Raw genomic sequence first — 7,598 nt, forward strand, 5'->3', positions numbered from 1 at the left:
AGGGTGCGCTCGCACCAAAACTGCCGAAATGGTGCGCATGACGCACCCTACGATTGCCTGTGAGCATTGCGTATGAACATTGATTTGAAAGAAATGACCCAGCTCTCGGCCATCTTCCGTGAGCTGTTCAAGGGCTACCACCTCTCGCGCAGCGAGCCGGAATGCTACGCCCAGCTGACCAGCCAGCAGGACCAATACCGCGCGCTGTTCAAGGCCCTCGGCTTCGAGCTGGTATGCGACCCGCGCGGCTTCTATTACTTCGTCCCCGAGCAGATGGGCGCCCAGGTCAACAAGACCGCCCAGCGCCTGGCGCTGTTCACCTTTATTCTGGTCGAACACCTGGCTGACCAGGGCCGCGACCCGCTGTCGGTACTGGATGGTGGCAGTATCGGCCGTGATGAGTTACCGGCGCTGCTCGACAAGTACCGCGACCTGTTTCTACAGGCCGAAGTCACCACCCACGAAGAACTCGAAGACAAGGTCATCCGCCGCCTGACCCAACTCGGTTTCGCCGAGGACAGCAACGGTGTGTACCGCTTCCTGCCGCCGATGCACCGCTTCCTCGATGTCTGCCTGGCCGTGCAACACGACCGCGACCTCGCCGCCAGCCTGCACAGCAACAACCTACCACTGCCGGCCCCGGTGCTGATCGACGATGACAGCGGCGACCCGATCATCAGCCTCGACGAAGCCGTCGAAGAGTCCGAGGACGAGGCCATGGCCCGCGCCCTGGCCGAAGAACGCGCTGCACAGGAGCACGACGTATGAGCCAGGAACGCTACGGCATTCGCCGCTTCGCTCTACTGAACACCGCCGGTTACAGCCTAGGCCTGTTTCCGCTGGAAAACCCGTTGTCGGTATATGGCGCCAACAACCTGGGTAAATCGGCGTCGATCAACGCGCTGCAGTTCCCCATCCTCGCGCGCATGTCAGACATGAGCTTCGGCAAGTACAGCCTGGAGCAGTCGCGCAAGTTCTACTTCGCCACCGACACCAGCTACATCCTCGTGGAAGTCGCCCTGCCCCACGGCCCCCATGTCATCGGCGTGGCCGGACGAGGGCCGGGCGGCGGCTTCGGTCACCAGTTCTTCGCTTACGCCGGCGAGCTGGACCTGGAGCACTACCAGCAAAACGGCACCTGCCTGCGTCAACGTGAGCTGTTCAACAACCTGGAGCGCGCCGGCATCAAAGCCTTCGAGCTCAAGCCAGATGAGCTGCGCCGCCTGCTGGTGGGTGGGCACACCAGCATCCCGCTGGACCTGACCCTGATCCCACTGCGCTCGACCAGCGAACAGAGCCTGAAGACCTTCCGCGCACTGTTTATCAACCTGCTGCACATGCGCGAGATCACTGCCGCCAAGCTCAAGCAGCTGTTCCTCGATGCCTTCGAGCACAGCCTGCGTTCGGGCAGCGTCGACTATATCGCCGCCACCGAAGAAGCCTTCCGCGACGTGCGCCGCATGGAGCAGGACTACCAGGCGATGGTCACCGCCGGCCCATTGATCGAAGCCCTGGCCGGCGGCCTGGCCCAGCGCGATCTGCTGCGTGGGAAGTTACATCGCCTGTCGCCGCTGCTCGACTCACTGCTCGGCACCTGGCACGACTACGCCGATGCGCGTAAAGAAGAGCTGGTGATCCAGGCCGAGCACTACAAAGGCGAGCAGGACGGCCTGCAGAACGAACAACGCGGCGGCACCGCCGAGCTGATGCGCCTGGAGCGGGCAATCAGCGAGATCCAGCGCTGGCTGGGTGAACTCTCGGTGCTGAAGAACCGCTTCGCCCTGGTCGATGACGTCAAGCAACTGGAGGCGCAACTGCTCGCCGCCAAGGATGCTCACGATGAGCTGGCCGGCGCCCTGGCGCAATCGCGGCAGTTCTCCGCCGAAGACCTCGACGAGCGCCTGCGTGACCTGGACAAGCGCCTGAAATCGGTGAAACAGCAACTCGACCACGCCGACAACAACAGCTACTCGCGCCTGCGTGAAGAATTCAGCCAGGCCGATGTCGACCGCCTGATGCGCCTGTTCAACGGTCAGCTGTTCAGCCTGCCCCTGGGCGAGAAAGGCATTCAGGTGGCCGACGGCGACACCTGGGTCAAATCCCTCGAAGCCATCCTCGATGGCTTTAACGGTGAGCACTTTGAAGTGCCTGGACTGAGCATCGACCTCTCGCATATCGAGCCGCCCGCCCTGCAAGCCCTGGCCGACCGTGCCGCCCTGCGCGACCAGAAGGATCGCCTGGAGCGTGAATACAAACAGCTCAAGACCCAGCAGGCAGTAGCCGCCGACCGTGCCGCGAGCAAGGCCCAGGCCGAGCAGCTGTACCAGGCCGTGCTGGATGCACAAAAAGCCCTGGAAGATTTCCGCCGCAGCCAGACCCTGGCGGTCGAGGAAGCTGGCAAGCTGGAACAACTGGCCCAGCTGGAAGCCGCCCAGGACGACCTGCGCCGCGCCAGCGATGCCTTCACCGAGCGGGTGCAGCAGCTGTCCGCCAAGCTGCAACTGATCGGCCGGCAGATCGCAGACCTGGAAGCCAAGGAGCGCACCCTCGAAGACGCCCTGCGCCGTCGCCAACTGCTGCCGGCCAACCTGCCGTTCGGTACACCCTTTATGGAGCCGGTGGATGACTCGCTGGACAACCTGCTGCCGCTGCTCAACGACTACCAGGACGCCTGGCAGGGCCTGCAGCGCGTGGACGGGCAGATCGAGGCGCTGTACGCCCAGGTGCGCCTCAAGGGTGTAGCCAAGTTCGACAGCGAGGACGACGTCGAGCGCCGCCTGCAGCTGCTGGTCAACGCTTACGCCCACCGCCAGGACGAAGCCCTGACCCTGGCCAAGGCGCGCCGTGCAGCGGTGACCGACATTGCGCGGACACTGCGCAATATCCGTAGCGACTACGACAACCTGGAGCACCAACTGGCGCTGTTCAACCGCGAGATCAACAAGCGTCAGGTCTCCAACCTGGAGAGCTTCCGCATCGTCCTGGCGCCGAACAAGGACGCGCTCAAGCACATCGACCAGATCATCCACAGCGCCGGCCAGTACGAAGAAGGCGAAACCCTCTCAGTATTCGACCTGCAACAAAGCAGTGATCAGGATGCGAAGAACGAGCAGGCCAAGGACTACCTGTCGCGCCTGGTGGCCGCCAACGGCAACCAGCTGGGCCTCAAGGACCTGTTCGAGCTGGCCTTCGAGATCACCAAGGTGCATGGCCAGCCGGTAATCCACACCGACATCGATGGCGCCGCCTCCAACGGCACCACCATGACCATCAAGGCGCTGACCAACATGTACCTGCTGTTGCACCTGATGGACCGCGAGCAGGCCGGGCGCATTCGCCTGCCCTATTACCTCGACGAGGCGGCGGACATCGACGAACGCAACCAGCAGGCGCTGATCGAAACCAGTCTGCAGCTCGGCTTTGTGCCGATCCTGGCCTCGGTAAAACCGCAGGTTTCCGCCCACGTGGCCATCGATCTGGAGGGCGGCAGCGGCCCGGCCGGTATCTACATCGACGAAGCCGACTGGAAATACATCAAGCGCCGCGAGACGGCAGCCGCCGAAACCGTCTAGCGGGTAGCATAAAAGACCAGGGCCGCTAATGCGGCCCTTGGTTTTTCTGGCTGACTAAAAGCTATGCCTGAGCGAAGGTCTGTAGGAGCGAATTTATTCGCGATACGATCGCGGATAAACGGCCACTCCCTCGCACCTATTCAAACCCAATCGGGGTATGCAACAACGCTATCTTGAACGCTACGGCTTAGGCTCCAGCGCAATCTTCGGCGCCCAGTTCAGCCATTCAGGCAGGGGGTCGTCGAACAGGGCAAATGTCTGCCCCGGCTGTGCAGCCGAGCCCATCTGAGCAATATCCGGGGTCGCAAAGGCAACGCCCCCTTCAATCAGCGTTTCCAGCGACTCCGTGCGCAGTTTGACGCCTTTGAACAGGCCCGCGTCGACCCCAAACCCGGTGGTGTTCCAAAAACGGCTTCCGGTTCTTACCAGTGGCGCATAACGCGGTTCGATCAGTACATGGATCAATACTCGATCTGCCGTCGCCCCCAGCTCATAGCTCAGCACCTTGCCGACCGGCACCTCGCGGTAGGTAACCGGCACGCCTTCCTTCAGCGAACTGCGCCGCGCCGAGCTCAGGGTCAGGCGCAGGCCTTGTTCGGTGGCGGTCTGGCTAGGCGGGTTCAACAACGCCTCGAACTCGGTCTGCCGAGCGCCCGGCTGCTCCGCTGGCAACACTTCCAGGTATTGACCGCTGACCAGGGTCTCCAGATTGGCCGCCCCCGTCAGGCTGACTTGCGGCTTAACCACCCAGAAACGTGTACCGGCGCGGGCAATCTGTGCCTGTGCCTGGGTCAGGCGGGCGCGCAACACCACGCTTTGCAAATCGTCACTCAACCCGATCTGCTCGACCTTGCCGACCTCCAGCCCGCGGTAACGAATCGTGGTGCCGGCACTCAGGCCGTCACCACGGGGAAGGCGAATGGTGATGTCAGTGCCCGTTGTCATCGCCGCATCGCGGTTGGCATGCAGGGTAAAGCGCGGGACCCGCTCTTTCGACCGCGACGCTTGCAGGTTACGAGTTTCAAAAGCGATGCCGCCGGCCAACAAGGTTTGCAGGGACTCACTCTTGACCTCGATACCGGACAACCCACCGCTTAAGGTGATACCGCTGGCATTCCAGAAGTGTGTGCTGCTGTTGACCAGGTGTACATACTCCGGCTCGATGTGCACGCCCAGTACCACCTGACGGTTATCCCGAGACAGCTGAAAGCTCTGCACCGAACCGACCTTGACCTGACGGTAGAGAACGGGACTGCCGATTTCCATGGAGCCCAGGTTGTCGCTGAACAGCACCAGATGCAGGCCAGGGGCCTTGAGGTCGAGCGGCGGCGCCTTGGCCCTTGCCTCGAACTCACGGACCGGCGGCGCACCTTTGTCGCCGGGTCGTATCGCGATGTAGTTACCCTTGACCAGCGCTTCCAGCCCAGTGATGCCGGCCAACGAAATAGACGGTTTGACCACCCAGAACTGGGTGCCGTCGACCAGATAGTCTTCTGCCAGTGGGTCCATGGCCAACTCCGCAACGGCGGAGGTCAGGTCAGATTCTACCTTTAGGGTTTTCAGGGTGCCCGCCTGGATGCCCTTGTACATCACTGGCGTACGTCCGGCCTGCAGGCCGTCAAAGTCGGTGAGCCGCACCATGACTCTGATACCCGCCTGGGCCGCATCGAAGTCTTCATAAAGACGGAATGGCTTGCTCGGGTCAGTCGGCGGACTGTCACTGCGGTGCTCTGGCGTGGCGAAGGCAATACCGCCGGCAACGATGCTGGCCAGGGACTCACTGCGTAACTTGAAGCCGGACAGGTCAGCGTTGACGCTGATGCCGCTGGCGTTCCAGAAGCGCGTGTGTTTACGCACCAGGCTGGCATAAGCAGGCTCGATGAACACCTTGACCTCGACCGTGCTCTGGTCGCTGGCCAGCTCATAACTCTTCACCCGCCCGACCTGGATCTGCTTGTAGAACACCGGGCTGTCCTTATCCAGGGAGCCGAGGCGTTCCGCCTTGAGCGTCAGGTGCAAGCCAGGCTGACTGTCAGACAAAGGCGGCGCTTCTGGCAGGGCGACAAAACTTCGGCTGGGCTCGCCTTCTCCCGGTGCGACCGTGATGTAGTTACCCGAGACCAGGGTTTCCAAGCCGGTGATACCAGCAAGGCTGACACTCGGCTTGACCAGCCAGAAACGCGTGCCGGTCACTAGGTGCGGCTCGGCTTCCTTGTCGACCTCGACGGTGGCGATCACACCACGGGCTTCATCGCTGCGGTCGAGCCGCAACGCCACAACCTTGCCGACTGACATGCCCTTGTAAATCAGCTCGGTCTTGCCAGCCTGAATACCTTCACCGCTGGTAAACACGACTTCGATCTGAATGCCCGCCTCGCTATACGCGCGCCAGGCCAGCCAGCCGCCAATCAGCAAGGCAATCAGCGGCAGGACCCAGATGGCCGACCAGTTGGACGCAGGCCGGGTTTTGGCCAGGGGCAGATCAGTCATGGTCGTTATCCGACTCCGTGTTATCCCAAATCAAGCGGGGGTCAAAGGTAAGCGCAGCCAGCATGGTCAGGATCACTACCACGGCAAACGCCGCAGCACCCGGGCCGGGTTCAATACTTGCCAGATTGCCGAAACGCACCACCGCCACGAGGATGGCGATGACAAAAATATCGAGCATCGACCAGCGGCCGATCCACTCAATAAACCGGTACATCAAGTTACGTTGGCGCGCGGACATTGGCTGATGCCGTTGCACGGAATACAGCAGCAGTGCCAGACCAACCAGCTTGAAGGTCGGCACCAGAATACTGGCAATGAACACCACCGCCGCAATCGGCAGCATGCCGTGGCCAAGTAGCGTCAAGACGCCGGACATGATGGTGTCCGACTGCCCCTTGCCGAGACTATTGACCGTCATGATCGGCAGCAAGTTGGCCGGTATGTAGAGAATCGCTGCAGTAATCAATAGTGCCCAGGTACGCACCAAGCTATTAGGTCGACGCGCATGCACCCGGGCACCACAGCGCGCACAGTATTGCTTGGTTAAGGCGCTGTCCTGCGGGTTGAGGTGGTGACATTCGTGACAGACCAGCAAACCGGCATCAATCGCCCGCATGGCTGTCCTCCCCAGACAGAGCACTCCAGATCTGATGAGCCTCCATTGTCACCTCCAACCAGACCTGCACGAACAACAACGCCACGAAACACAGCAGACCAAAACCCAGGCTCAACTCGGCGATGTCGCCCAGCTTGACGATGGAAACCAGCACACCCATCAGGTAGACCTCGAGCATGCCCCAGTCACGCATATGGTGGTAAATGCGATACAGCAGCAAACCGTAGCTGCGCCCCCAGTTGAAACGGATGCTCAGCAACACGAAAAACTGGCACAGCAACTTGAGCAGCGGCACCGCCATGCTGCACAGGAAGACCAACAGAGCAATCGATTGCATACCGCTGTCATAAAGCCCTAACACCCCACTCCAGATCGTGTCTTCACGGGTCTGCCCAAGCAGGTTGAGCTGCATAAGCGGCAAAAAGTTAGCCGGTATATAGAGCAACAACGCAGCACACACCAACGCCAGGCTGCGCCGGATAACATGATGACGATGGCTGTAGAGCTCATAACCGCAACGCGGGCATTGCGCGCACTCGCCATCGGCCAATTGCGGCTTGCGCATCAGCAGATCACATTCGTGGCAGGCAATAAGCGCCTCCAGGGGCAATTCGGTCAATTGCACGGGGCCAGGCTCTGACATGGCGAACTCTCGTTTAGACCGCACAGTGTAACCATCTAACCAACAAGACAAGCCAGAAGCAGACTAAGGCGATTTTCCTGCGCACAAAGAAGAAACCCCAGATCTCGTAAGAGATCTGGGGTTTCGGTATAGGCGCTTGACGATGACCTACTCTCACATGGGGAAACCCCACACTACCATCGGCGATGCATCGTTTCACTACTGAGTTCGGGATGGGATCAGGTGGTTCCAATGCTCTATGGTCGTCAAGCAATTCAGCTGAGGTACCGTGCTGCTG

The 7,598-nt window shown here is 61.0% G+C and carries 5 protein-coding genes and 1 rRNA gene; 2 read left to right on the forward strand and 4 right to left on the reverse strand.

Translation table 11 applies throughout. The annotated features are described in order from the left end of the window. Positions 1–72: 72 nt before the first annotated feature. On the forward strand, positions 73–768 hold the full coding sequence (gene mksE / locus BMW49_RS11180; protein WP_069518096.1) for an Mks condensin complex protein MksE: 696 nt from the start codon (positions 73–75) through the stop codon (positions 766–768). Then, positions 765–3,572: an Mks condensin complex protein MksF gene (gene mksF, locus BMW49_RS11185; protein WP_069518098.1), complete on the forward strand. Its 2,808-nt coding sequence runs from the start codon at positions 765–767 to the stop codon at positions 3,570–3,572. The genes mksE and mksF overlap by 4 nt, the downstream gene beginning before the upstream one ends. 180 nt (positions 3,573–3,752) lie before the next feature. On the opposite strand, the gene BMW49_RS11190 is transcribed toward mksF, so the two are convergent. The 4 genes from BMW49_RS11190 to rrf all read right to left on the reverse strand — a co-directional run bounded on the left by BMW49_RS11190 (position 3,753) and on the right by rrf (position 7,571). Further along, positions 3,753–6,062, reverse strand: coding sequence for a PqiB family protein (locus BMW49_RS11190; protein ID WP_069518099.1), 2,310 nt, complete (start codon positions 6,060–6,062; stop codon positions 3,753–3,755). Beyond that, positions 6,055–6,678 (reverse strand): paraquat-inducible protein A, encoded by a 624-nt coding sequence (locus BMW49_RS11195; protein ID WP_069518101.1) that lies wholly within the window; start codon positions 6,676–6,678, stop codon positions 6,055–6,057. Before BMW49_RS11195 ends, BMW49_RS11190 begins: the two co-directional genes overlap by 8 nt. Next, positions 6,665–7,321: a paraquat-inducible protein A gene (locus tag BMW49_RS11200; RefSeq protein WP_069518103.1), complete on the reverse strand. Its 657-nt coding sequence runs from the start codon at positions 7,319–7,321 to the stop codon at positions 6,665–6,667. Before BMW49_RS11200 ends, BMW49_RS11195 begins: the two co-directional genes overlap by 14 nt. 134 nt (positions 7,322–7,455) lie before the next feature. After that, positions 7,456–7,571, reverse strand: a 5S ribosomal RNA gene (rrf, locus tag BMW49_RS11205). Between the last annotated feature and the right edge of the window lie 27 nt (positions 7,572–7,598).

Origin of the sequence: Pseudomonas cuatrocienegasensis (assembly GCF_900110925.1) — a bacterium.
Lineage (GTDB): Bacteria > Pseudomonadota > Gammaproteobacteria > Pseudomonadales > Pseudomonadaceae > Aquipseudomonas > Aquipseudomonas cuatrocienegasensis.